Below are 22,717 nucleotides of genomic sequence, written 5' to 3'. Positions count from 1 at the left end.
CCTTCGAAGTCCCCAGGTAGCCAGACCTCCGCGTGGTCGCCAAGTCCCAGTTTTAGTCCGAACTGAGCGGACATTCCGGACATGATCATGGCTCGGTTTGGACTAAAACTGGGACTTGGTGCGCTCCTCGCAACAGGGAACGGCCGGGTTCCGCCGGGCCCCGCGCCCGGTCGGTCGGGTTAGGGGTGGGGGTATCTGGTGGTGAGGAGGCCTTCGCACCAGGTCTTGTTGGCTTCGATGCTGATCCTGGTGGTGCGGGCGATCCTGAGGCGGGCCGGGAGGTCGTCCTCGCGGAGGGGCCGTCCGGCGTCGTCGAGGAGCAGGGGCGCCTCGTCGTCGTGGCGGAGGTGGAGGCGCCTGCGGTGCCGGCGCAGCGCCGAGGTGTCCGGGACGTCGGCGAGGGTGAGCGAGGTGAGATCTCCGTGCGTGCGGCCGGATTTCAGCAGCCCGGCAGCGAGCCGCTCCTGCTCGGCAGCGTGCGCCTTGCGGAAGAACACCGCGCGCAGCTCGTCGAGCTCACCGGAGGCGAGGCCGGGGAACGCCGCGTCGAAGCCCTCCCCCGCCGCGACCCCGGCGTTGATCTCCTCCGCGGCGAAGTGGTCGACGAGGCGAACCGACGCGGTACCGACCCCGGGCAGCGCGGCGATCGCGTCGTGAGCGTCGGCGACCATCAGGTAGGCGAAGTTGGGGGCGCAGAAGTAGGTGGGCAACCGCAGGTCGACCTCCACCCTCCCCCGCTCCACCTCGCAGCGGGCGACGAAGCCCAGCTCGGTGATAGCCCGGTCCAGTTCCGGGTCGACCACCTCGCCCAGCGCCCGGACCACGGTCTCTCGGTCCACAGTGGATGTCGTGGTCACGGGGCCACCGCCTCGCGCGCGGACGGGATCTGCACCGGGACCTCGATGTCGTAGAGCTTGGCCATGTTCAGGCCCAGCACCTTGCGCTTGATGTCCGGCGTGAGCACCCCGTACTCGGACTGCATGTCCTCCGGGATCTGGAAGTCGACGAATTTCTCGATCAGCCACTTCGGCGTCCAGATCGCGTAGTCGCTGGCGAAGGTCAACCGGTTCTCGTCGAGCCAGTACAGCAGTTCGCCGATGATCTGGGCGAAGTAGCGCGGCCGGGAGTGGATGAACGGCATCGCCACCGCCAGTCCGCCGTAGACGTTGGGCTCCTGGGTGGCGATCCAGCAGAAGTCCTCCAGCCTCGGCAGTCCGCAGTGCTCGACGATGAAGTTCAGCTCCGGGAACTCGGTGGCCGCGTCGTCGACGTCGGCGACGTCGAAGGCGTCGCGGTTGAGCGGGTAGATCGTCGGGCCCTTGTGCACGTGGATGTTGCGGATGCCCAGTTCCCGGCACTTGTCCAGGTAGCGGTAGGACCACGGGTCGGAGAGCTTCCAGCCCTTCGACGCGCCCTTCCACTCGGCGGTGTAGAGCTTGACGCCGCGCAGGTTCCAGCGCTCGGTCAGCCGCTCCAGGGCGACCAGGCCCTCGTCCTCGTCGCGCGGGTCCCAGCTGCCGTTGACGATGAAGCGATCCGGGTACTTCTCGGCGAGCGTGCCGTCGCGTTCGGTGGTGTTGAAACCGTTGACGAAGAAGTCGGTCAGGTAGGTCGGCTGGAAGATCGCCTTGTCGACGTAGCCGACCTCGAACAGGTCGTGCATCAGGTCCTGCTCGCTCTGCAGCTGGAAGTGCTCCAGCGACCACTTGTCCTCCTCCGGGCTGAGGTTGGAGTGGTAGTCGTAGAAGCAGTTGAGGAACCCGGTTCCGTAGCGGTTGGCCTGGTTGGCCGGGGTGCCGTCCCAGAAGTGGATGTGACCGTCCACGATGAAGTACCGCTCGTCGTCCTTGACGTACATGTCCGCTTCCTTTCCTAGGGCACGAGGATCGCCCGGCCGCTAGGGATGCGGCCCGCGTCGAGGTCGGCGAGCGCGTCGAGCGCCTCGTCCAGCGAGTACTTGCGGGTGCGCAGCGAGACCTCGCCTCGCGCGGTCAGCGCCATCAGCTCCTCGAGGTCGTTGTAGGAGCCGACGAGGTTGCCGATCACGTTGATCTCGCGGGAGATCACGTCGATGGTCGGGATCTCGACCCGTCCGCCGTACCCGATGACGAAGTAGCTGCCCGCCTGCCTGGTCAGCGCCACGCCTTCGGCCTCGGTGCCGCCCTCGCCGACGAAGTCGAGCACCACGTGCGCACCCCCGCCGCCGGTGATCTCCAGCGCCTCGGCCACCTGTGAGCCGTCGGCGAGGACCGCGTGGTGCGCGCCGAGCTGCGACGCGAGCTCCAGCGCCTCCTGCGAGCGGTCGATGACGGTGATCTCCGCGGGGGTCATGGCCAGCAGGGATTGGAGACCGATGTGGCCGAGCCCGCCCGCTCCGATGAGCACCACGTGGCTGCCCGCGTGCAGCAGCGGCACCGCCTTGCGCACCGCGTGGTAGGCGGTCAGCCCGGCGTCGGCGAGCGCGGCGACGTCGGCGGGCTCCAGTCCCCCGTCGAGCCGCACGACCGCGCGGGCGTTGGTCAGCATCAGCTCGGCCATCCCGCCGTCGGCGTTGATGCCGGGGAACGCCGAGTTCTCGCAGTGCACGTCGTCGCCTGACCGGCAGGCTCGGCACAGCCCGCAGGTCACCAGCGGGTGCAGGATGACGCGGTCACCGGGTGCGGTGTTGCTGACGGCCGAGCCGACCTCGCGCACCGTTCCGGCGTTCTCGTGCCCGATGACGTAGGGCAGCTCGACGCCGCTCTTGTCCTTCCACTGGCCTTCGACGATGTGCAGATCGGTCCGGCAGACGCCGGCGGCGTCGATCTCGACCAGCACGTCCCACGGTCCGCTGACCACCGGTTCCGGTACCGATTCGATGACAGGTCGCTGCCCGTACTCGTGCACTCGCACCGCTCGCACCGCCGACCACCTCCGGCTCCACCAGGACGGGTCCGTCCCAGGTTGCGCCGAAGTGGCCATGAGCGCCCGTTGGGACGACCAGCTGATTCGGTCAAGTCAGCTGGTCGCCGAGGTGCCGGGTTTCGGCTCGACGGAGGCCGGTTCTGGCGCGTCAGCCGTGGACGCGCTTGCCGCGCAAGGGGTTCAGGCGTCGACCCAGCCGTGGCGGACGGCGATCTGGGTGAGCTTCTGGCGGACCTGCAGGATCTGCTCCGCCGTCATCGTCGGGGCCGAGGTCAGCAGCGCCTCGGTGACGGTCTCGTGGAACTCCTTGGCCGACAGCACGTCGAAGAGCTCCTCCTCGGCAGGCTGCCCGGTGGGCTCCTCGCCGGTCGGCGCGGGCTGGCGCAGGATCTGGACGTGGGACGCCTTGGGGCCGCGGTCGCTGTCCTCCAGGTCGAACTCGACCACCACACCGGGGGCGACCAGCCGCTTGTCGAAGGTCAGGTCGTTGACGTGGATGAAGACGTCCTCGCCGCCGACGTCGGGGGCCACGAAGCCGTAACCGCGCACCTCGTCGAACCGGAGGACCTTGCCCGTGACCATCTGCCGCTCCCCGCCTTCACCCCGAACCCGCACCGCAGGCCCGGGACTCTACCTCCGCGCCATCGGGCGCGGCCATCCGTGTCCGATGAGGACGCCGGGGTTCACCGGCGCGGCATCGGGATGTCGGTGTCGGGCCGGCTGCGCTCCTTGGGCCCGTGCTCGATGAAGTCCGCGGCGAACTTGATCCCCGCCTGGTACGCCTCGACCCGGGCCCGTCCGATCTCGGCTTCGATCGTCTCCGGGTACAGCTCCTCGGCCAGCGAGCGGATCTCCGCCAATCGGCTGCGGGTCTCCTCATCCATCCTGTCCGCCATCCTTCCGCGTGAACATCTCCGGGGGATCCTCACTGCTGTTCGCGTTCTTCGCACGGCCGAACGAAAGGCTAGCCGCGGCCCACCGCTGATCCCGATCAGGTGAACAGGCCACTCCCGTTAGCCAAGCCACCACCCCGGGTCACCGCTGTCGATCAGCGGTTACGATCCGCCGGGCAAGCTGCGGAGAGGGCGTGGAGGTGGCATGAGCGACGGGCGGCTGCGGCTCGAAGTCGATCAGAACGTGGCCCGGATCACCATCGACAATTCCGGTAAGCGGAATGCGATGAACGTCGCGATGTGGCGGCGGCTGCCGGATCTGCTCACCGAGATCACCGCCGATCCCGAGATCCGCGTCGTGGTGCTCACCGGCGCCGGCGACGCGTTCTGCGCGGGAGCCGACATCTCGGAGCTGCACGAGATCGAGGGCCCCGAGGGCAGCGCCACCGAGCCCGCCGAGCGCGCCCTGCTGGCCTGCCCGCTGCCGACGATCGCGCTGATCAACGGGTTGTGCATCGGTGGCGGTTGCCAGCTGGCGGCCGCCTGCGACCTGCGGATCGCGGGCGAGTCAGCGGTTTTCGGCATCACCCCCGCCAAGCTCGGCGTGGTGTACCCGCCGTCGAGCATCGCGCGGCTGACGGAGCTGGTCGGGCCGTCGGCGGCGAAGCTGCTCCTGTTCTCGGCGGACTTCTTCGACGCCGACCGCGCACTGGGGATGGACCTGGTCGACGAGGTCGTCGCCGATCCGGCTGCGCGGACCGACGAGCTGGCCAGGACCATCGCGGGCCGGTCGCAGCTGAGCGTGCGCGCCTCCAAGGAGCTGGTGGACCTGGCCTCCCACGGCGAATCGCTGACTGAGAGCGCCGCGCGCTGGCACGAGGCCGCGACGCGCAGCGGCGAGACCGCCGAGGGCGTCGGTGCTTTCCTGGAACGCCGACCGGCGGCATTTCCCTACGCGTAGCGGAGAGGACGTGCCCCTTCGAGCACGTCGCCGACTCAGTCGATCCACTGTGGACTCACCTGCGGAACCGGGGGTTGTTGCGCCCGACACGCACTGTTCATCCTTTTCGCGGTGATCGGATCCCCGGTCCGGCTCTAACGTCGCGGTACCCGAACACCACGCACTCCCACCGCGACCGGAGGAAAAGCAGTGGAACGTCGCACCTTCCTGCGCGCTGCCGTCACCGGCGGCGCCGCTGTGGCCTTCGGCTTCAGCGTGACCCGCGAAGCCATCGCCTACCCCGCCCAGACCGGGCCCAGCCCGTACGGTCCGCTGCAAGCGGCCGACGCCAACGGCCTCGAACTGCCGGCGAACTTCACCAGCCGCGTCCTGGCGCACACCGGCGACACCGTGGCCGGGACCGGCCACACCTGGCACGGCGCGCCCGACGGCGGCGCCTGCTTCGCCGACGGCGACGGGTGGATCTACGTCTCCAACTCCGAGCTCCCGCTCGGCACCGGCGGGGTCAGCGCCCTGCGCTTCGACGCCGCGGCGACCATCACCGGCGCCTACCCGATCCTCTCCGGCACCACGCAGAACTGCTCCGGCGGCGCGACCCCGTGGAACACCTGGCTGTCCTGCGAGGAGACCGACCGCGGCTACGTCTTCGAGACCGACCCGTGGGGCGGCGAGGCGACCCGCAGGGATGCGATGGGCAGGTTCAAGCACGAGGCCGCCGCGGCGGACCCGGACCGCGAGGTCGTCTACCTGACCGAGGACGAGTCCGACGGCAACTTCTACCGCTTCGTCCCGACCACCTGGGGCGACATGTCGGCAGGAACCCTGCAGGTGCTCGCCGAGGCCGACGGCGCCCTGACCTGGGTCGACGTTCCGGACCCAACCGGAGCCACCGTCCGCACCCGCCACCAGGTCGACACGGCGCGGATCTTCGACGGCGGTGAAGGCGCCCACTACCGCAACGGCACCTGCTTCTTCACCACCAAGGGCGACAACCGCGTCTGGGCCTACGACGCGGCGGCCAACGTCCTCAACATCGCCTACGACGACGACCTCACCCAGAACGGACCGCTCAGCGGCGTCGACAACATCACCAGCGGTCAGGCCGGGGACCTCTACGTCGCCGAGGACGGCGGCAACATGGAGATCTGCCTCATCACGCCCGACGACGTGGTGGCCCCGTTCCTGCGGCTGACCGGCCAGGACGAGTCCGAGCTGTGCGGGGTGGCGTTCAACCCGGCGGGAGACCGCCTGTACTTCTCCTCGCAGCGCGGCCCGGCAGGCGACAGCGGCGACGGCTACACCTACGAGATCACCGGCCCGTTCCGGCGGTGATCAGCCGCGGTCGAGCGCGCGGCGGCTGGCGTCGATGACCTTGCTCAGGACGGTGTGGAGCTCTTCGAGGTCGGCGAGCTCCACACCCAGGGCCTCGACGATCCGGTACGGGACCTTCTCCGCCTCCGCGCGCAGCTGCGCGCCCTGCTCGGTGAGCGCGACCTCCAGCCTGCGCTCGTCGCTGCGGCTGCGGGTGCGCACCACGTAGCCGATCCCTTCCAGCCGCTTGAGCAGCGGCGAGAGCGTGGCGGCGTCGGCGTGCAGGGCGTCGCAGAGGTCGGTGACCGAGCGCGGCGAGCGCTCCCACAGCGCGAGCATCACCAGGTACTGCGGGTGCGTGAGGTTCATCGGCGCCAGCAGCGGCCGGTACAACGAGATGACGTTGCGGGAGGCGACCGAGAGCGCGAAGCACACCTGGCGGTCGAGGGCGAGCGGGTCCTCGCCCAGGTCGGGAGTCTGCACGGCGTCAGCTTACCCACACTCCACGACACGCTAATAGTTAGTGTGTTAAATGTTGGGGGTGAGCCGAAGCCCTGACTCCCGCCTCGTGCGCCCGAACCCGCTGCTGTGGATCTGGTACGCCTTCGGGGGCCGACTGCCCGCCCGCCACCGCGAGTGGGTCCTGCACGACGTGACCAGCCGGACCTGGATGCTGCGGCACGTGTCCCGCAGCCTCGTGCAGATCTCCCCCGGCCTGCTGTTCCTGCTGCTGCCGGGCCCGCTGTGGATCCGGGCGATGTCGGTGCTCGGCGGCGTCATCCTCGCGCTCTGGTACTCCCTGTCGTACATGGAGCACACCTGCGAGTACCGCCTGCACAAGCACGGCTACCCCATCGGAACCGGCCGCGCGACCCGCGAGGCCGCGCACGCCGAGACCCGCGCCCGGAAGGCCTCCCGCTACGACGAGATCTACCGCAACAGCTGAGCAGGTGGCAATCCCGGTTGCCGCAGTGGCAAGGTAGTGGGGTGGACGAGGAATTCGGGCAGGCCCTGGAAGCCGTCGGACCGCGGTTGCGGGCGCTGCGACGCCAGCGGGAGACGACGCTGGCCGACCTCTCCCACACCACCGGGATCTCGGTGAGCACGTTGTCGAGGCTGGAATCCGGCTCGCGGAAGCCGACCCTCGAACTGCTGCTGCCGCTGGCCAAGGCGCACGGGGTCACGCTGGACGAGCTCGTCGACGCGCCGCCCACCGGCGATCCCAGGGTGCACCTGCGACCGGTCAAGCGGGGCGGCATGACCATGCTGCCGCTGACCCGCCGGGCGGGCGGGATCCAGGCCTACAAGCTGATCATCCCCGCAGGCAGCGACCGCAACGAGCCGGATCCGCAGACGCACGAGGGCTACGAGTGGCTCTACGTCCTCAATGGACGGTTGCGGATGGTGCTCGGCGAGCACGACCTCGTCCTCGCCCCGGGTGAGGCCGCGGAGTTCGACACCCGGGTGCCGCACTGGTTCGGAGCCGCCGACGACCGGGCCGTCGAATTCCTGAGCCTCTTCGGCAAGCAGGGCGAACGAGCCCACCTGCGGGCCCGCCCCAAGGACCATCCCGAACGCTGGACTCCGTGAGCGCACCGCCCGGTCGCAGCCGACCGGCGCGGCGGCCGCGCGTTAGGTTGGGGCGACGCGTGGAGTTCGAGGAGGAGTGCAGATGAGCAAACCAACGCCGGTGGCCGTGGTCACCGGGGCCAGCAGCGGGATCGGCGCGGCCAGCGCCAGGGCCCTGGCCGACGCGGGATTCCAGGTCGTGCTCGGCGCGCGCCGGCTGGACCGGCTGCAGGAGATCGCCGACGAGATCGGCGGCCGGGCGCTGGAGCTCGACGTCACCGACCAGGCCTCGGTCGACGCCTTCACCGGCGCCGTCGAGCGCTGCGACCTGCTGGTCAACAACGCAGGCGGTGCGGTCGGCGCGGAAACCCTCATGGAGGCCAAGGACGAGGACTGGCAGTGGATGTACGACACCAACGTGATGGGAACCCTGCGGGTGACCCGCGCGCTGCTGCCGAAGCTGCTGGAGTCCGGTGACGGGCAGGTCATCAACATCGGCTCGGTCGCGGGCCGCGAGGCCTACGCCACCGGAGGCGGGTACAACGCCGCCAAGCACGCGGTCGCGGCGCTGACCCGCGTGCTGCGGCTGGAGATGTTCGGCGAGCCGATCCGGGTGTGCGAGATCGACCCGGGCCTGGTGCAGACCGACTTCAGCCTGGTCCGCTTCCGCGGCGACCAGGACAAGGCCGATGCCGTCTACGCGGGGACCAACCCCCTCACCCCGCAGGACGTCGCCGAGACCGTCTCCTGGGTCGCGACCCGGCCCTCGCACGTCAACGTCGATCAGATCATGCTGCTCGCCCGCGACCAGACCTCCGCGCGCGTGATCAACCGGTCCGAATGAGCCGTGCCGGGGCTGGGTTTCCCGATGCGACTCAGCCCCGGAACTTCTCGGCCCAGGCCATGACGTCGGCCGGGGACGCGTTGCCGCCGCAGACGACGAGGCCGAGGCCGAGCCGGACGCCGGTGCGCTCGGCGAGGATCCGGCGGGCGGCGGGCAGCAGGCATCCCGCGGCCGGTTCCGCCCACAGCTTGGCGTGCTGCGCCAGCTCCAGCACGCCTTGCACCGCGGCGGAATCCGGCACCACGAGGACGTGATCCACCAGCTCGCGCACGTGCTCGTAGGTCAGTTCCGACACGGCCGGGGCGCTCAGGGTCGACACGATCGACGACAGCTCCACCGGCACCGGCCCGCCCTGGGACAGCGCCGCCGACATGGCTTCGGCGCCCGCGGTTTCCACTCCCCAGATCCGGACGCCGGGCCGCATCGCGCGCAGCGCCGTCGCCACGCCCGAGATCAGGCCACCGCCACCGATGCTGACCAGCACGTCGGTGAGCTCGCCCGCGTCCTCGGCGAACTCCAGCCCGACCGTGCCCTGCGCGGCGATCACCACCGGGTCGTCGAACGGGTGCACCAGCGTGCTGCCGCCGGTGCGCAGCTGCTCGGTGAGGGCGAACGCGCCCGCCATGTCCTCGGCGACGCGCACCGCCGCCCCGGCCGCCTCGGCCACTTCCACCGCGCGGGCGGGTGCGGATCGCGGCATCACCACGGTGGCGTCGATCCCCAGAGCGCCTGCCATCACGGCCAGCGCGATCCCGTGGTTGCCGCCGCTGACGGCGACGACACCGGCGGCCCGCTCGGCCTCGGTCAGCGAGAGGATCTTGGCCACCGCGCCGCGCGCCTTGAACGAACCGGTGCGCTGCAGCAGCTCCAGCTTGGCGGTGACCGGCGCCCCGAGCAGGTCCGACAGCCCCGGACTCGCCACCGTCGGCGTCCGCACCACGTGTCCTTCGACGGCGCGCGCAGCGGCCTGGACGTCCTCGATCCCGATCATCACTCGTCCTCCCCGGAAAGCCCTCCCCCGCACCGTAGTCACCCGCACGGCGGAACGCGGAGCGGGATCGAGCACAGCAGGTCAGTCCACTGTGGACGCGGACTGGCGTTCGAGTGAACATCTCCGCCGGAGAACTGAAAACTCCTCCCGCCCGGAGGGTGTCGGGCGGCCGACGTCCTCACTAGTATTCAACCCGATGCCATCGGTGCCTGGGGTGAACATGGCCGGAGGAGCGGAGTTAGGCAGAAGCAGCTCGTTGAGCCTGGTGAACGCGCTGTTGCGGGTGCCCTTCCTCAACGAGGTGTCCAGCCGCACCACCGTCGTCCAGCTCGTCGGGGAGGTTCTCGGCGAACCGTTCTCCGTCCCCGAGCACGCCCACCCCTTCCAGCACGTGTGGAACATCGTCGACGCCTGCCGCCGCCACCCCGAGGCCTGGATCGCAGGAACGTCGCGAACTCGCGGACGTGGTTCATGTGGACTTCGGAGTCGTGGGCGTAGGAGACGAACACCCGGGGGCCGCGGGATTGCGATGGCATCACTGGCCTTTCACCGGCTGAGCGGATCTTCCAGTCTCATCCGGTCCGTTCCGGCTGTCATGCGCCCGTGGTAGCAAACCTCATCCGCTCGCGGGGCGGAAGTACGGGACGACCTCGTGCTCCGGTTCGGGCCCCGAGGGTTCGAAGGCGACCTGCACGCGCATGTCGGTGAGATCGGCTTCGGCGTCAACGCCGTCGAGGCGGGTCCACCACCAGGGTCCTTCGTCGAGTTCGACGATCCCGACCACCAGGCGGAACGAGCCGCCGTCGGGGAGCTTGTGGTGCACCGCCGACCAGGAGACGACGCGGCCGGCCCCGCACGCCGCGACCTGCTCCACGTCGTCGTCCGGTGTGATCGGGGTGTGCGGGCTCAGGTACTCACCGGTGTCGCGGCGTCTCGGGAGGCGGAGTTCGCCGAGACGGGTTCCGTCGAAGAACTCCGCGCTCGCGCGGTCTCTGGCGACCGGGACGAGGGCCATCGAGCCTCCTTCATGCGGACAGCACGAGCGTGCTGTGGTGGGAGAAGATCCCGCCGTTGCCCGACACCAGCACCAGCTCGTGGTCGGGCACCTGGCGGTCGCCGGCGTGGCCGCGCGCCTGGATGATCGCTTCCGACAGCGGCGTCATGCCCCACATGTAGTAGGACGACAGCTGCCCGCCACCGGTGTTGACCGGCAGCGATCCGCCGGGGCCGAGAACCCCGGGCGTGGCGACGAACTCGCCGCCCTCGCCCTTGGCGCAGAACCCGTAGTCCTCCAGCGTCAGCAGGACCGTGAAGGTGTAGCAGTCGTAGAGCTGGGCGAGGTCGATGTCGTCCAGCGACACGCCTGCCATCCGCAGCGCCTCAGGTCCGGCCTGGGCCGCACCGCTGACCAGGCCGAAGTCGTCGTCGCGCCGCATCGACCGGCCCGGGTGCGCCTGCGCCCAGCCCAGCACCGACACCGGCGGCTGCGCCAGCGCGGCCGCCCGGTCCCCCCTGGTGACGATGACGGCGATCCCGCCGTTGGAGACCATGCAGCAGTCGAACAGGCGGAAGGGCTCGGCGACCAGCCGGGACTCCTGGTGGTCGGCGATGTCCATCGGTTCCCGGAAGCGCGCCAGCGGGTTGCGCGAGGCCCAGTCCCGCTGGGCGACGGCGATCTGCCCGAGCTGCTTGCTGGTGGTGCCGTAGGCCTGCATGTGCCGCCGTGCGGCCAGCGCGTAGAACGAGTTGGGCCCGGTGAAGCCGCTGCTGGCGATGAGCCCGCCCCAGCCCTTCGGCGAGTAGCGATCGGCCGCGTAGGCGGCTCCGCTGGAGGTGCCCTCGCGCAGCGGTGCATCGGCGAACACGCAGGCCACGGTGTCGGCCATGCCGTTCTCGACCGCCATCGCGGCGTGCTGGACCATCGCCCCGGCCGTCGAGCCGAACGACTGCATCTGGCTGAGCAACCGCAGGTCTTGCAGCCCGAGGTCGTCCTGCAGGCTCAGGTCCACACCACCTGCCAGCCCCGCCGACACGAGGAGGCCGTCGACGTCGCCGAGCCCCAGCCCGGCGTCGTCCACGGCCCGGCGCACCGCCTCTGCGGCGAACTGCTGCGCGGACCGGCCGTAGACCTTGCCCATCTCGGTCATGCCGAGACCGGCGATCGCGGCCCTCCGGTGCGCAGGCAGGTCACTGCGACTGCTCATCTGCCCCCCCTTGCGGAACGATCTCGATCCGAAAGTAGGCGAGGGCCCCTTCTTTGTAAACGCCCGCAGGCTCAACCGAAGTACCGGCGCGGGTTGTCCACCAGCATCGTCGTCAGCTGCTGCTCGGTCACGCCCGCCTCGCGCAGCGCGGGGAGCACGGTGTCGTGGATGTGCGTGAAGTGCCAGTTCGGCAGGGCCTCCTCCACCAGCCCGTGCGGGAACCAGGAGTTGTGGCAGGAGGCGTCGTGGGCCAGGACCATCCGGTCGGCCAGCCCCGCACCGGCGAGCTCGGCGATGGTGGCCACCCGCTCGTCGGTGGGCAGCAGCAGCTCCAGGCCGAAGCGGTCCATCCCGAGGTAGGAACCGTTGTCGACGAGTTCGCGCAGGTAGTCGGTGTCGGTGGTGTCCCCGCTGTGGCCGATGACGACCTGTCCGAGGTCGACCCCGCTGCGCCGCAGCACCTCCTGGGCGACCAAGCCGGTGCGGTGCCCGGGGCTGGTGTGCACGGTGATCGGAGCGCCGGTCCGGAGATGTGCCTCGGCCACGGCGTTGAGCACCCGTTCCACGCCGGGCGTGAGCTCCTCCTCGATGGCGCACTTGAGGAACGCGGCCTTGATGCCGGTGCCCGCGATGCCCTCGGTGATGTCCTTGACGAACATCCCCACCAGCGGGTCCTCACCGCCGAGCAGCGTGCCCGGGCCCTGCATCCGCAGCGACAGCGGCACGGCGTCGTAGGTGTAGAGCCCGGTGGCGACGACGATGTTGAGGTCGACCTCGGCGTTGATCCGCGCGACCCGCTCGACGTCGCGCCCGAGTCCGATCACGGTCGGGTCGGCGATGGTGCTGACCCCGCGCGAGACCATCTCCCGCAGCCGCCGGATCGCACCGGCGACCCGCTCCTCCTCGTCCCAGAACTCGGGGTAGTTGCGGCGGATCTCCTCGTCCAGCACGAAGACGTGCTCGTGCATCAGTACCGTGCCCAGCTGATCGGCCGGCACCTGCCCGCGAACGGTTTCCACCATCGTGCTCGTCCTCCTCGACCCACCTCGGCGTGCTCGGCACCTACGGGGCCACGCCGGGTCGTGTGGGTGGTGGGGGAAGTTTTCATGAAAACTTCCCCCACCACCCACACGACCCGCACCAGCCACCCGCACGCAAAACAATTCTCGAACAGTTCTTAGACGCCCGATCGCCTTGTGTGAACCCATGCCGGGTGGGCATGTTGGACGGATGACGGCGCTGAGCTCGTTGGGGGACCCGACCTTCCGCGACACCCGGTTCCCGGCCGATCCCTACCCGGGCGCGCGTCCCGGTCATTCCTTCCTGCACCTCGACGGCGCAGGGTGGCGCGTGTCGCCCGACGCCTCGGCATCGTCGGGGTGGCGGGCCGGTGCGGCGGATCTCGACGACGCGCTCGTCGAGGCCGGCGCCGAACCGCTCTCGGCCCGCTGGCCCGTGCTGGCCTACGGGTCGAACGCCTGCCCCAGCAAGATCACCTGGCTGCGCGAGGAGCTCGGCCTGGAAGGTCCGGCGGTGGTGCTGACGGCGGCGTGCACCGGCCTGTCGGCGGTGTGGGCCTCCGGGGTGCGCGCCCGCGACGGGCAGCGACCCGCCGTGCTCGTCTCGGCACCCGGAGTCGTCGAGCACCACGCGGTGTGGCTCGCGACGGCCGCGCAGCGACGCGTCCTCGACGTCTGCGAGGGCCGCGGCGAGCGCTACCGTCTCGTCCGGCTGCACGGCCCCGAGCGCGTCGAGCTCGAGACCGGCCGGGCCGCCGAGCTGCTGGCCTACGGCGCGCTGGGCGAGATCCGCAGACCGCTGCTGGTGGACGGCCGGTTCGTGCCCTGCAGCGCGCTCGGCCAGCACGAGGCTCGCGACCTCACCGGAACACCGGCCGATTCCGACGGCCTGACCTGCACCGAGATCGTCGGCGAGCCTCCTGCCCCCGCCGCTCCTCCGGCGGGCTGAGCGCCCCGGTAGGTTTGTTCAGGGGAGGAATTCACATGTTGCCGACTGCGGAACTGCACATTCACATCGAGGGGACCCTCGAACCGGAGATGCTGATCGAGCTGGCCGGGCGCAACGGCGTCGAGCTGCCGACCAGCGACCTCGACGAACTCCGGGCGAAGTACGACTTCAGCGATCTGCAGTCGTTCCTGGACCTGTACTACGCGAACCTGCCGGTGCTGAGCACCGACCAGGACTTCTACGACCTGACCAGCGCCTACCTCGCGCGCGCCGAGCGGGCCGGAGTCCGGCGGGCGGAGATCTTCTTCGACCCGCAGGTGCACCTGGCCAACGGCGTGCGGCTGGGCGCGGTCTTCGAGGGCATCACCGGCGCGCTGAGCGATTCGCCGGTGTCCACCGACCTCATCCTGTGCTTCCTGCGCGACAAGGGCCCCGAGGCCGCCGCCGAGATGCTGCGGCACGCGCTGCCCTACCGGGAGCGCTTCATCGGGGTGGGCCTGGACTCCGCCGAGGTCGGGCACCCGCCGGCGCCGTTCGCGGACGTCTTCCAGCGGGCGGCGGCCGAGGGCCTGCACCGCGTCGCCCACGCGGGCGAGGAGGGCGGACCGGACTACGTGCGCGACGCCCTCGACGTGCTGGGGGTCGAGCGCATCGATCACGGCATCCGCGCGATGGAGGACCCGGAGCTGGTGGCCCGGCTGCGCGAAGAGCAGATCCCGCTGACCGTCTGCCCGCTGTCCAATGTGGCCCTCCGGGCGGTGGACAAGCTCTCCGACCACGTGCTGCCCGCGATGCTGGACGCGGGCCTGCTGGTGTGCGTCAACAGCGACGACCCCGCCTACTTCGGGGGTTACGTGGACGACAACTTCGCCGCGCTGCGCAGCGAGCTCGGGATCACCGAGGACCAGCTGAAGACCTTGGCGCGCAACTCGTTCGACGCGAGCTTCGCCACCGAGCAGCAGAAGTCGGCGTGGAAGGCCGAGATCGGCGACTGACCCCGTCCCCAGTGGACGCGGTTTGGACTCCCTCCTCCGCGGGTACCTGTGCGGGCGGGTACCCGCGAGAGGAGGTTCCAATGGCTGAGCAGCTCAGCGGCCGGAAGGTCGCCGTGCTGGCCACCGACGGCGTCGAGCAGGTCGAGCTGACAGGTCCGCGCGAGGCGATCGAACAGGCCGGCGGTCAGGTCGAGCTCGTGTCGCTGCGGGCCGGGAAGATCCAGGCGATGAACGGCGACATCGACAAGGGCGAGACGTTCCCGGTCGACCGCGAGGTCGCGCAGGTCTCGATGCGCGACTACGACGCGCTGGTGCTGCCGGGCGGCACCATCAACCCCGATCAGCTGCGCCGCGACGGCGCCGCGGTCTCGTTCGTCCGCGATTTCGTCACCGCGGGCAAACCGGTCGGGGCGATCTGCCACGGGCCCTGGACGCTGGTCGAGGCCGACGTGGTCCGGGGGCGGCAGCTGACGTCGTTCCCCAGCATCCGCACCGACATCCGCAACGCGGGCGGCGAGGTCACCGACCAGCAGGTCGTCATCGACGACAACCTGGTCACCAGCCGCAACCCGGACGACCTGCCCGCCTTCCAGGAAGCGGTGATCAAGGCGATCGCCTCCAGCTGAGTCAGACGCGCTTGCCCGCGGCGAGGCGTTCGATGAGCCCGAGCTTGAAGCGCTCGGACTCGGTCACCTCGAAGCCCGCCGCGGGGAGGTGCTGCGCGGGGCGGCGGCGGAAGTGCTCACCGCCCATCGGCACCGTCACCAGCTCGGCCAAGCGCTGCACCACCCGCACCGGCCACGCGGTGCTCACCACGTGGTCGGCCAGCAGCAGCACGCCGTCGGGCCGCAGGACCCGGTGCATCTCGGCGATCGCCTGCTCGTGGTCGGGGATCGCGCACAGCGAGAAGGTGCAGACCACGGTGTCGAACGCCGCGTCCGGGAACGGCAGCGAGCGCGCATCTCCCTCCCGCAGGTCGGCTTCGACACCGAGCTCGGTTCGACGCTGCTGCGCGAGCTCGAGCATGCCCGGACTCCACTCGATCGCGGTCAGCCGGGTGCCCTCCGGGTAGAGCGGCAGGTTCAGGCCGGTGCCGACCGCGACTTCGAGCACGTCGCCACGAGTGCGGGAGCAGACCCACTGCCTGCTGTCGCCCGCCAGGTAGCGGTCGAACCGCGCCATGACGCCGTCGTAGGACGCCGCGGAGTTGTCCCAGTACCGTCGCAGCTTCTCGGAGCGCTGGCCGTCCACGCCGGAGAACCTACCGGACCGGGCAACCGCGCGACGCCGGCTTCAGCGCCGCGGTGGCCGCCTGCGACCGGGGATCATCCGCTGCCGGGCCGCGCGGTTGTCGCCGACGTGAGCGGGGAACGCACCGGTCTGGGCCGCCACCGGCGGCAGGTCGGTGCCCGTCGCAGGAGGCAGGTTCGTTCCGGTACTGGTCACGGGCCGCATGTTCGTCCCGGTGGCGGTCACCGGGCGCATGTTCGTCCCGGTGGCGGGCCCGGCACCCGCGGGCACCGGACGCATGTTCGTGCCGGTACCGGTCACGGGCCGCATGTTCGTGCCGGTACCGGTCACCGGGCGCATGTTCGTGCCGGTGTTGCGGGTGATGTTGCGGATGCTGGAGGACACCATGACCAGGAACGCGAGCACGCCCGCTTCGTCGTAGCCGGGCATCCCGGGGGCGGGCGGGTTGAACACGGCGTTGAGGACGTCGTTGGGCGTGAGGTCGTCCATCCCGCGCAGCGTCGCCTGAACCCGGTCCATGAACGCGTCGACCTCGGCCTTGTCCAGCGCGGAGCTCTGCGAGGTGGCCGGCTGCAGGCCGCGGAACCGCTCGGGCGAGACCTTCCGGGGCGCGGCGGCCTCGACGATCTGGGCCGGTTCGCGGACCGGCCGCTTGGGCAACCGCTCCCCCGCCACTTCCTCGGGTTTCTTCGCGGTCTCGGCGGGAGTGCGGGCCGGTTCCTCGGTCGGACGCGACTTGCGACGCTCGTCGGCGCGCACCTCGAGCTTCATCAGGGTCAGCGCGACCTTGTCCAGGAACTCGTCCACCTGGACCTTCTTGTAAGCGCGTCCACCTCGCGCGCGGGAGCTGAACTTGGTCGTGAGCACGTCGCGGGCGGTCACCAGTTGCTTGCCGCGCAGCGTCGCCTCGACCCTCCCGAGGAAGTGGTCGACCTCCGCCTCGTCGTATCCGCGCTCTTTGCGCCAAGCCCGGCCGAAGACGACATTCCGCACGTCATCAGGGGTGAGCATTACTCGGGCCTCCACAGGGCGTCCGCATCATTCCTCTCGGACGCATACCCGGCTGTCCCGCCGAGCCCCCGACCGCCCGTTCTGCGCGCTCCAGCTTGCCCAAACCGGGCTGCGAGATCAAGGCCCGAGCCAGCCCATTCAGGTTGAGCCAACCGCGGTAACCGCGGGTGCCGGGATGATGTCGCGTGCACGGCGAGTTCTTTCCAGACACACCCACCGTTCATCGCCGGCTGCTTGGGTGACTGCGGTCGCCGGAACAGGTCGATGGAGGGGGCGTGGACGTGGTGGCGAACGGGGTGGCGCGGGTGCGCGCGCTGGGTGCCGCGGTGGCATTGGCGGCGCTGGTCTCACCGGTCCAGGCGGCCGAAGCGCAGGACTCCGAGGTCGTGATCGGACCGGGTGCGACCTACCGGCCGCTCCCGCTGTCCACTGCGCACGGTCCCGTGCAAGCCCACCTGGTGACGGTGGATCTCACCGAACCGAGGGCGAATCTCGGCCTGCTGCAAGCGGGTTCCGTGGCCGCGAAGGACGAGATCGCCGACCAGACCAACGCCGTCGGCGCCTCGGCCGGCGTCAACGGGGACTTCTTCAACATCAGCGAGGAGCACCCGGGCATCGTGCCGACGAAATCCTCGGTCGGACCGGAGATCGCCGGCGGGGATCCGCTCAAGGGCGCGGTTCCCGACGGCCAGCGCTTCGGTCCGGCGCTGCCCGGCGGCACCTCCAACGCGGACGTATTCGCGCTGGGAATCGACCGCAAGGCGCGGATCTCGACGCTGTCGGTGGCGGGAAAGGCCCTCGGGCCGCACGGGATCGTCGACGTCGCGGGCCTCAACCAGTACGCGCTGCCGGTCGACGGCGTCGGCGCCTTCACGCACGACTGGGGCGAGGTGTCGCGCGCGCGGTCGGTCTGCGGCACCGATGCCGACCGCTCCGCACCGTGCAGTCCGGACACCGAGGAGGTCGTCATCACCGACGGCGTCGTGCGCTCCGAGGCGGACCTGCCCGGTGCGGGCCCGATCCCCGCGGACACCGTCGTGCTGACCGGCCGCGAACGCGGTGCCGCCGAGCTCGAAGCGCTCGACCCGGGCGATGTGGTCGCCGTGCACACCACCCTGCTCCCGGCCGACGGGATGCCGCTGAGCTTCGCCGTCGGCGCCACGCCCATCATGCGCGACGGCGCCCCCGCCCCCGACCTCGACACCGCCGAGCTGGCACCCCGCACCGCCGCCGGGATCAGCGAGGACGGGAAGCGCGTCTACCTCCTGGTGGCCGACGGCCGCTCCCCGGTGAGCACCGGCCTCAGCCTCCAGGAGACCGCCGGATTGCTGGCAGACCTGGGGGCCGCCGACGCGGTCAACCTCGACGGGGGCGGTTCCTCCACCATGGCCGTCCGCACGCCCGACAGCCCGCAGGCCACCGTCCGCAACGCCCCTTCGGACGGCAAGCAGCGCCAGGTCCCCAACGGCATCGGCGTCTTCGGTTCCCGGTAGGTCTCGGGGACCCGGCCCGTCGACCACGCCGCCGCCGACGTGCCTTTCGGTGTCGCGGTCAGGGGCGGGTCAGGGCGTCCGGAGCCCAGGGCAGGTCGGCGGTTCCGTGCTTGGCGGCCCGCACGTCGCCCGAGCGCGCGTGTCCTTCGAAGAGCTCGACCCGGGCGGCCCGTCCGCAGATCTCGCCCAGCTCGGCGCTGGCGGCCGGATCCGTGACCTCCTGGTAGGTCACGGTTTTCAGGTACTTGCCGACCCAGAGACCACCGGTGTAGCGGGCGGCGCCTCGGGTGGGCAGCACGTGGTTGGTGCCGATCACCTTGTCCCCGTAGGACACGCACGTCCCCTCCCCCAGGAAGAGCGCGCCGTAGTTGCGCATCTTCTCCAGCGCTTCGCGGGGGCGTTCGGTCAGGATCTGCACGTGCTCGCTGGCGTAGGTGTCGGCGAGCCGGTAGGCCTCGTCGAGGTCGGCCACGACGTGCACCTCGCCGCGGTCGCGCCACGCGGGTTCGGCGTTGTCGCGGGTGGGCATCTCCGGCAGCAGCGCGTCGATGTGCTCGATCGCCTTGCGCCCCAGATCTTCCGAGGTGGTGATCAGCACGGCGGGCGAGTCCGGGCCGTGCTCGGCCTGGCTGAGCAGGTCGACGGCCACGACGAACGGGTCGGCGCTGTCATCGGCGACGACGAGGACCTCCGTCGGGCCGGCGAACAGGTCGATGCCGATCTCGCCGAACAGCTGGCGCTTGGCCTCGGCGACGAAGGCGTTGCCGGGTCCGGCGAGCATGTCGACGGGATCGATGGTCTCGGTGCCCAGCGCCATGCTCACCACCGCCTGCACCCCGCCCAGCAGGTAGATCTCGTCGGCACCCGCCAGGTGCATCGCGGCGACGGTTGCGTCCGGGATCTCGCCGCGGATCGGCGGCGTGCTCGCGATCACGCGCGGGACCCCGGCCGCCTTGGCGGTCAGGATCGTCATGTGCGCCGAGGCCAGCAACGGGTAGCGCCCGCCCGGAACGTAGGCGCCCGCTGCGGCGACCGGGATGTGCTTGTGCCCCAGGTGCACGCCCGGCAGCGTCTCGACCTCGATCTCCCGCATCGACTCCAGCTGCTTCTCGGCGAACCCGCGCACCTGCTGCTGGACGAACCGGATGTCGGCGATGACCTGCTCGGGAACGCGCGCCATGATCTCGTCGATCTGCGCCTGCGAGAGCCGGAACGACTCCGGCTCCCACTTGTCGAACCGGGCGGAGTGCTCCCGCACCGCCTCGTCACCGCGCTCCCGGATGTCGGCGATGATCGCGGCGACCTTCTCCTGCACGTCAGGCAGCGAGGTCGTGGTGGCCGCCGAGCTCTGCTGAGCCTGCTTCAGCGCGAACGTCATGGTTCCCTCCCAGGATGTTTACGTACACATGGACCCTAGAGCGCCCGGATGTTTACGTAAACCCCGTAGGATGTGTTTCCTCGACGCAAACGCGAAGGAGGTGTCCGGTGGTCACCAGCCGGGACGTGGCACGGCTGGCCGGCGTGTCTCAGATGACCGTGTCCCGAGTCCTGCAGGACAACGGGAAGGTCGCACCGCAGACGCGGGAACGCGTGCTGTCCGCGATGCAGGAGGCCGGCTACCGCCCGCACGCCGCCGCGCGCACCATGCGCACCCGCCGGACCGCGACCGTCGGCGTCGTCGTCGCCGACATCACCAACCCCTTCTACCCGCAGCTGCTCGAAGCCGTCGCCGAAGCGCTCGACGCGGCCGGGCAGCGCGTGGTGCTGTGGAACGGCCCCGATGGCTCGGGCGCGCTGGAATCCCTCGACGACGGCACCGTGGACGGGCTGATCTTCACCACCGTCACCGAGGCGACGCCGCAGCTCGCCGACGCGGTCGCCAGGGCCGAACCGATCGTGCTGCTGCACCGCGGACTCGACGAACTGGACTGCGACCAGGTCACCACCGACAACGCCGCAGGTGGCCGCGCGGTCGCCGACTACCTCGTGGCGACCGGCCACACCCGGATCGGGTTCCTGCGCGGACCTGAGCTCCCGAGCACCGCGCGCCACCGCGAGGACGGATTCCGCGGCCGTCTGGCCGATCTCGGACATCCGCTGGACGAGGACCTCTGCGTCCCAGCCGGTTTCGCCCACGACCTCGCCCGCTCGGCGATGCGCGAGCTGCTGCGGCGACCCGAACCGCCGACGGCGGTGTTCTGCGCCAACGACCTCACCGCGCTGGGCGCGGTCGACGGCGCGATCTCGCTCGGGCGCGGTGTCCCGGAGGACGTGTGGGTGATCGGCTACGACGACATCGCGATGACGGCGTGGGATTCCTACGACATCACCACCGTTCGCCAGCCGATCGCCGAGATGGCTCGCGCAGCGGTCAGCCGGTTGCTGGAGCGCATCGACGACCGCGACCTCCCGGCCCGCCGGGACCGCTTCCCCAGCGAGCTGCTCGTGCGCGGATCCACCGCGCACACCGCACGTCCAGCGCGCTAGCGCCACGTCTGCCAGACTCGGATGGCGTTGTGCGGCCGGAACATCGAGGGGCTAGCGATGGCTTCTTTCCCGACGACGCTGGGCCTGTCAGCGGAACGGACCCGGCAGCTGATGCGCTCCGCCGGGCTCGCGCCGTCGCTGCACAACCGGCAGCCGTGGCGGTTCCGGCTCACCGAACAGGTCATCGAGGTGCACGCAGACCCGCAGCGGCGGCTGCCCGCGGCCGATCCCGATGATCGCGAGCTGCGCTTGGCCTGCGGCGCGGCGATCATGAACCTGCGACTCGCGCTCACCGACGCGGGGGTCCGCCCACTGGTGGACCCGCCGTCGCCCGCCGGTTCGCCGACGACGCTCGCCGAGATCTACGCCGGCGGACGGGCTGTGCCGACGCCCGCCGAACGCGCGCTCCACGACGCGATCGCCCGCAGGCGCAGCAATCGACGCCCGTTCCGCGAGATCCCGGTACCGGTGGCCGACCGCAACGCGCTCATCGACGCCGCTCAGCAGGAGCAGGGCTGGTTGCACGTGCTCACCCGCACCGAGCTGGACCCCTTCGCGGAACTGGTGCACCGAGCCCACCGGAGGCAGGTCGACGACGAGGAGTTCCGCGCGGAGTTCGACCGCTGGACCGGACGCCGTCGCGACGAGCCCGAGGGCATGCCGACGTCGTCCTCGGGCCCTCGACCCGAACCCCAGGACCTGTGGGTGGTCCGGGACTTCTCCGCAGGCCAAGCCCCCGAGCGGGTCGCCGGGAAGGACTTCGAACGCGAGCCCCTGCTCGCGGTGCTGTGCTCGCACCACGGCAGCAGGGCCGACGAGCTCCGGGCCGGGCAGGCCATGCAACGCGTCCTGCTGACCGCCTGCGCCCACGGCCTCTCCTCGTCCGTGCTCTCCGTGGTCACCGAGGTGCCCGAGACCCGCGATCAGCTGCGCTCCATGCTGGGTGGATCGCTGCACCCCCAGACCGTGCTGCGCTTCGGCTACGGACCACCCGTTCCGGAAACACCCCGGCGTGACCCCACGGACCTGCTCCTGGACTAGGTGGCGTTTGCCTTGCGGGTGGGCAGCCGGGTGGTGTTCGGGCAGGATGGGACCTCGGCTGCACGAGGAGGTGCGCATGGCGAAGCTGATCTACTCCGCGATCGGTTCGCTCGACGGCTACCTGAACGACTCCGAGGGTCGCTACGACTGGGCGGTTCCCAGCGACGAGGTGTTCGCCTTCATCAACGACCGCGAGCGCGGCGCGGGCACCTACCTCTACGGGCGGCGGATGTACGAGGAGATGATCGCCTGGGAGACAGGCGATTTCACCGCCGAGGGACCGCTGATGGAGGACTTCGCGCACCTGTGGCGCAAGGCGGAGAAGGTCGTGTTCTCCCGGACGCTCGCCGGTGTCTCCACGACCCGCACGCGGCTGATGCGGGAGTTCGAGCCGGAGTCCATCCGGCGGCTCAAGGACTCCTGCGCCGACGACCTGCTCATCGGCGGAGCGGTGCTGGGCGGTCAGGCGCTGGAGGCGGGTCTGGTCGACGAGGTCCAGGTGTACTTCGCGCCGATCCTGATCGGCGGCGGCACCCGGATCTTCCCGTCGAACACCCGGGTGCCGCTGAACCTCGTGGAGCACAAGCGCTTCGACAACGGCATGATGTTCCACCGCTACGCTTGCGCGGGACACGGCCAGCCGTGAGCCTCCCGGGAGTGGTGGGAGTCCAGGAGACTCACGGCTGGTTGCTCAGTAGCGGTAGTGCTCGGGCTTGTAGGGCCCGTTGACGTCGACACCGATGTACTCGGCCTGCGACTTCGACAGCGTCGTCAGCTTCACACCGAGCGCGTCG

The 22,717-nt window shown here is 70.5% G+C and carries 27 protein-coding genes; 13 read left to right on the top strand and 14 right to left on the bottom strand.

Features of this window, described 5'->3' with window-relative positions; genetic code table 11:
• Positions 1-179: 179 nt before the first annotated feature.
• The 5 genes from ACYVF3_RS26645 to ACYVF3_RS26625 form a co-directional block, all read right to left on the bottom strand.
• Entirely contained in the window at positions 180-857 is a 678-nt protein-coding gene (locus ACYVF3_RS26645) for an iron-sulfur cluster assembly protein (protein WP_461156999.1), read from the bottom strand.
• A complete protein-coding gene (locus tag ACYVF3_RS26640; protein ID WP_461156998.1) occupies positions 854-1,858 on the bottom strand; it encodes an amidohydrolase family protein in 1,005 nt (334 codons plus the stop codon). Before ACYVF3_RS26640 ends, ACYVF3_RS26645 begins: the two co-directional genes overlap by 4 nt.
• Positions 1,859-1,872: 14 nt before the next feature.
• On the bottom strand, positions 1,873-2,901 hold the full coding sequence (locus ACYVF3_RS26635; RefSeq protein WP_461156997.1) for an NAD(P)-dependent alcohol dehydrogenase: 1,029 nt from the start codon (positions 2,899-2,901) through the stop codon (positions 1,873-1,875).
• 183 nt (positions 2,902-3,084) lie between these two features.
• The gene (locus ACYVF3_RS26630; protein WP_461156996.1) at positions 3,085-3,486 is read right to left on the bottom strand and encodes a cold-shock protein; all 402 of its coding nucleotides are present in this window, start codon (positions 3,484-3,486) and stop codon (positions 3,085-3,087) included.
• Between the two features lie 101 nt (positions 3,487-3,587).
• A complete protein-coding gene (locus ACYVF3_RS26625; protein ID WP_461156995.1) occupies positions 3,588-3,788 on the bottom strand; it encodes a hypothetical protein in 201 nt (66 codons plus the stop codon).
• A 214-nt stretch (positions 3,789-4,002) separates the two neighbouring features.
• Between ACYVF3_RS26625 and ACYVF3_RS26620 the strand changes: the two genes are divergently transcribed.
• Complete coding sequence (locus ACYVF3_RS26620) at positions 4,003-4,758, top strand: enoyl-CoA hydratase/isomerase family protein (protein ID WP_461156994.1); 756 nt, start codon at positions 4,003-4,005, stop codon at positions 4,756-4,758.
• A gap of 189 nt (positions 4,759-4,947) precedes the next feature.
• On the top strand, positions 4,948-6,090 hold the full coding sequence (locus ACYVF3_RS26615; RefSeq protein ID WP_461156993.1) for an alkaline phosphatase PhoX: 1,143 nt from the start codon (positions 4,948-4,950) through the stop codon (positions 6,088-6,090).
• Here the strand turns inward: ACYVF3_RS26615 and ACYVF3_RS26610 are convergent, their stop codons facing one another.
• Positions 6,091-6,552 (bottom strand): MarR family winged helix-turn-helix transcriptional regulator, encoded by a 462-nt coding sequence (locus ACYVF3_RS26610; RefSeq protein WP_461156992.1) that lies wholly within the window; start codon positions 6,550-6,552, stop codon positions 6,091-6,093. It lies immediately after the preceding gene.
• A gap of 58 nt (positions 6,553-6,610) precedes the next feature.
• Here ACYVF3_RS26610 and ACYVF3_RS26605 point away from each other — a divergent pair, with 58 nt between their 5' ends.
• From ACYVF3_RS26605 to ACYVF3_RS26595, 3 genes are all read left to right on the top strand, one after another.
• Positions 6,611-7,015: a DUF5313 family protein gene (locus tag ACYVF3_RS26605; RefSeq protein WP_461156991.1), complete on the top strand. Its 405-nt coding sequence runs from the start codon at positions 6,611-6,613 to the stop codon at positions 7,013-7,015.
• A 41-nt stretch (positions 7,016-7,056) separates the two neighbouring features.
• Positions 7,057-7,659, top strand: coding sequence for a helix-turn-helix domain-containing protein (locus tag ACYVF3_RS26600; protein WP_461156990.1), 603 nt, complete (start codon positions 7,057-7,059; stop codon positions 7,657-7,659).
• An 82-nt stretch (positions 7,660-7,741) separates the two neighbouring features.
• Positions 7,742-8,482, top strand: a complete 741-nt coding sequence (locus ACYVF3_RS26595; RefSeq protein WP_461156989.1) for an SDR family NAD(P)-dependent oxidoreductase — start codon at positions 7,742-7,744, stop codon at positions 8,480-8,482.
• Positions 8,483-8,513: 31 nt separating this feature from the next.
• On the opposite strand, the gene ACYVF3_RS26590 is transcribed toward ACYVF3_RS26595, so the two are convergent.
• A complete protein-coding gene (locus ACYVF3_RS26590; RefSeq protein WP_461156988.1) occupies positions 8,514-9,473 on the bottom strand; it encodes a pyridoxal-phosphate dependent enzyme in 960 nt (319 codons plus the stop codon).
• A 196-nt stretch (positions 9,474-9,669) separates the two neighbouring features.
• Here ACYVF3_RS26590 and ACYVF3_RS26585 point away from each other — a divergent pair, with 196 nt between their 5' ends.
• Positions 9,670-10,083 carry an effector-associated domain 2-containing protein gene (locus ACYVF3_RS26585; protein WP_461156987.1) on the top strand — a complete coding sequence of 138 codons (414 nt, stop codon included), beginning with the start codon at positions 9,670-9,672 and terminating at the stop codon, positions 10,081-10,083.
• Positions 10,084-10,089: 6 nt separating this feature from the next.
• Here the strand turns inward: ACYVF3_RS26585 and ACYVF3_RS26580 are convergent, their stop codons facing one another.
• The 3 genes from ACYVF3_RS26580 to ACYVF3_RS26570 all read right to left on the bottom strand — a co-directional run bounded on the left by ACYVF3_RS26580 (position 10,090) and on the right by ACYVF3_RS26570 (position 12,699).
• A complete protein-coding gene (locus ACYVF3_RS26580; protein WP_461156986.1) occupies positions 10,090-10,488 on the bottom strand; it encodes a Zn-ribbon domain-containing OB-fold protein in 399 nt (132 codons plus the stop codon).
• A 10-nt stretch (positions 10,489-10,498) separates the two neighbouring features.
• Complete coding sequence (locus ACYVF3_RS26575; RefSeq protein WP_461156985.1) at positions 10,499-11,677, bottom strand: thiolase family protein; 1,179 nt, start codon at positions 11,675-11,677, stop codon at positions 10,499-10,501.
• A gap of 71 nt (positions 11,678-11,748) precedes the next feature.
• A complete protein-coding gene (locus ACYVF3_RS26570) occupies positions 11,749-12,699 on the bottom strand; it encodes a phosphotriesterase family protein (RefSeq protein ID WP_461156984.1) in 951 nt (316 codons plus the stop codon).
• Positions 12,700-12,907: 208 nt separating this feature from the next.
• On the opposite strand from ACYVF3_RS26570, the gene ACYVF3_RS26565 reads away from it, so the two are divergent.
• From ACYVF3_RS26565 to ACYVF3_RS26555, 3 genes are all read left to right on the top strand, one after another.
• Positions 12,908-13,645, top strand: coding sequence for a gamma-glutamylcyclotransferase (locus ACYVF3_RS26565; RefSeq protein WP_461156983.1), 738 nt, complete (start codon positions 12,908-12,910; stop codon positions 13,643-13,645).
• Positions 13,646-13,680: 35 nt separating this feature from the next.
• Complete coding sequence (locus ACYVF3_RS26560; protein WP_461156982.1) at positions 13,681-14,640, top strand: adenosine deaminase; 960 nt, start codon at positions 13,681-13,683, stop codon at positions 14,638-14,640.
• An 80-nt stretch (positions 14,641-14,720) separates the two neighbouring features.
• Positions 14,721-15,266 (top strand): type 1 glutamine amidotransferase domain-containing protein, encoded by a 546-nt coding sequence (locus tag ACYVF3_RS26555; RefSeq protein ID WP_461156981.1) that lies wholly within the window; start codon positions 14,721-14,723, stop codon positions 15,264-15,266.
• Position 15,267: 1 nt separating this feature from the next.
• On the opposite strand, the gene ACYVF3_RS26550 is transcribed toward ACYVF3_RS26555, so the two are convergent.
• Both ACYVF3_RS26550 and ACYVF3_RS26545 read right to left on the bottom strand, forming a co-directional pair.
• On the bottom strand, positions 15,268-15,891 hold the full coding sequence (locus ACYVF3_RS26550; RefSeq protein WP_461156980.1) for a class I SAM-dependent methyltransferase: 624 nt from the start codon (positions 15,889-15,891) through the stop codon (positions 15,268-15,270).
• A gap of 42 nt (positions 15,892-15,933) precedes the next feature.
• Positions 15,934-16,902: a DivIVA domain-containing protein gene (locus tag ACYVF3_RS26545; protein ID WP_461156979.1), complete on the bottom strand. Its 969-nt coding sequence runs from the start codon at positions 16,900-16,902 to the stop codon at positions 15,934-15,936.
• Between the two features lie 275 nt (positions 16,903-17,177).
• Here ACYVF3_RS26545 and ACYVF3_RS26540 point away from each other — a divergent pair, with 275 nt between their 5' ends.
• On the top strand, positions 17,178-18,395 hold the full coding sequence (locus ACYVF3_RS26540; RefSeq protein WP_461156978.1) for a phosphodiester glycosidase family protein: 1,218 nt from the start codon (positions 17,178-17,180) through the stop codon (positions 18,393-18,395).
• Positions 18,396-18,453: 58 nt separating this feature from the next.
• On the opposite strand, the gene hisD is transcribed toward ACYVF3_RS26540, so the two are convergent.
• Positions 18,454-19,773, bottom strand: coding sequence for a histidinol dehydrogenase (hisD, locus tag ACYVF3_RS26535; protein WP_461156977.1), 1,320 nt, complete (start codon positions 19,771-19,773; stop codon positions 18,454-18,456).
• 107 nt (positions 19,774-19,880) lie between these two features.
• Here hisD and ACYVF3_RS26530 point away from each other — a divergent pair, with 107 nt between their 5' ends.
• The 3 genes from ACYVF3_RS26530 to ACYVF3_RS26520 all read left to right on the top strand — a co-directional run bounded on the left by ACYVF3_RS26530 (position 19,881) and on the right by ACYVF3_RS26520 (position 22,569).
• On the top strand, positions 19,881-20,882 hold the full coding sequence (locus ACYVF3_RS26530; RefSeq protein ID WP_461156976.1) for a LacI family DNA-binding transcriptional regulator: 1,002 nt from the start codon (positions 19,881-19,883) through the stop codon (positions 20,880-20,882).
• Positions 20,883-20,939: 57 nt separating this feature from the next.
• The gene (locus ACYVF3_RS26525) at positions 20,940-21,923 is read left to right on the top strand and encodes an Acg family FMN-binding oxidoreductase (RefSeq protein ID WP_461156975.1); all 984 of its coding nucleotides are present in this window, start codon (positions 20,940-20,942) and stop codon (positions 21,921-21,923) included.
• Between the two features lie 76 nt (positions 21,924-21,999).
• A complete protein-coding gene (locus tag ACYVF3_RS26520; protein WP_461156974.1) occupies positions 22,000-22,569 on the top strand; it encodes a dihydrofolate reductase family protein in 570 nt (189 codons plus the stop codon).
• A gap of 45 nt (positions 22,570-22,614) precedes the next feature.
• On the opposite strand, the gene ACYVF3_RS26515 is transcribed toward ACYVF3_RS26520, so the two are convergent.
• A partial coding sequence (locus ACYVF3_RS26515; RefSeq protein WP_461157014.1) for an adenosylhomocysteinase occupies positions 22,615-22,717 on the bottom strand: 103 nt, incomplete at its 5' end.

This window comes from Saccharopolyspora tripterygii, assembly GCF_054778355.1.
Note: the sequence above shows the minus strand (reverse complement) of the source record. Positions and strands in the feature narration are given on the sequence as shown.